The sequence below is a fragment of the Pseudomonas meliae genome (assembly GCF_001400515.1).
In the GTDB taxonomy this organism is placed as follows: Bacteria; Pseudomonadota; Gammaproteobacteria; order Pseudomonadales; family Pseudomonadaceae; genus Aquipseudomonas; species Aquipseudomonas amygdali.
The window spans coordinates 1-642 of sequence record NZ_LJQT01000485.1; the positions used below are offsets into that span (position 1 = coordinate 1).

Genomic DNA, 642 nt, shown 5'->3' on the forward strand with positions numbered 1-642 from the left:
CCGGTGCTGCCGTACCCAGCGGTCAGATCACTATGGCTTCCCGCCGTTTCGGTGCTGCCGTAACCCGCGACAAGCTGGCTGTGGCTGTCACCAATCAACGTGCTGCCGTAGGTCGCTGTCTGCAGCGTCTGCGTGGTGACGGCGGGAAGATTACCCTCCGCGCCGACAGCGGCACTCACTGATGCCACGTCAAATACTTCATGACTGACAACAAGCTCGCCACTGGCCGGACGAACCTCGACAGCCGCAGGGGGACTTGTCGATGAGTAACTGGCCCGGTGCATCAAGAGGTAATGTGCAGCACTGCTTTTGTCACCGACATGAACGACTTGCGCCCGCTGGAATTTCACCATTCCGCTCTCGGACAACGCAATGAGGTCGGCAACGGCCACTTCACAGACAACCCATCGCGCATCGGCATGAACACTCAAAAAGGCGCTGGTTCCAACACCCCACAATAAACCTGCCAGTCCATTTTCATGTGCTTTTGTGGGTTGCCAGTGCCTGCACTCAACGGTCCCTGAGACAGGCCACACCAAACCACAGTGATCGGCCATGTTATTTGCACATGTCCGTAATACCAACGCTTTTTCGAGATTCATTACAGCGCCCTCATAGATCCTTTAAGGAGACGCTGAACAA

Annotated in this window: 1 pseudogene; it reads right to left on the minus strand. The window is 56.1% G+C overall.

Annotation, left to right across the window (positions count from 1 at the left end):
* Window positions 1–602: pseudogene (locus tag ALO64_RS26495) on the minus strand (Ice nucleation protein); the annotation flags it as partial.
* Between the last annotated feature and the right edge of the window lie 40 nt (window positions 603–642).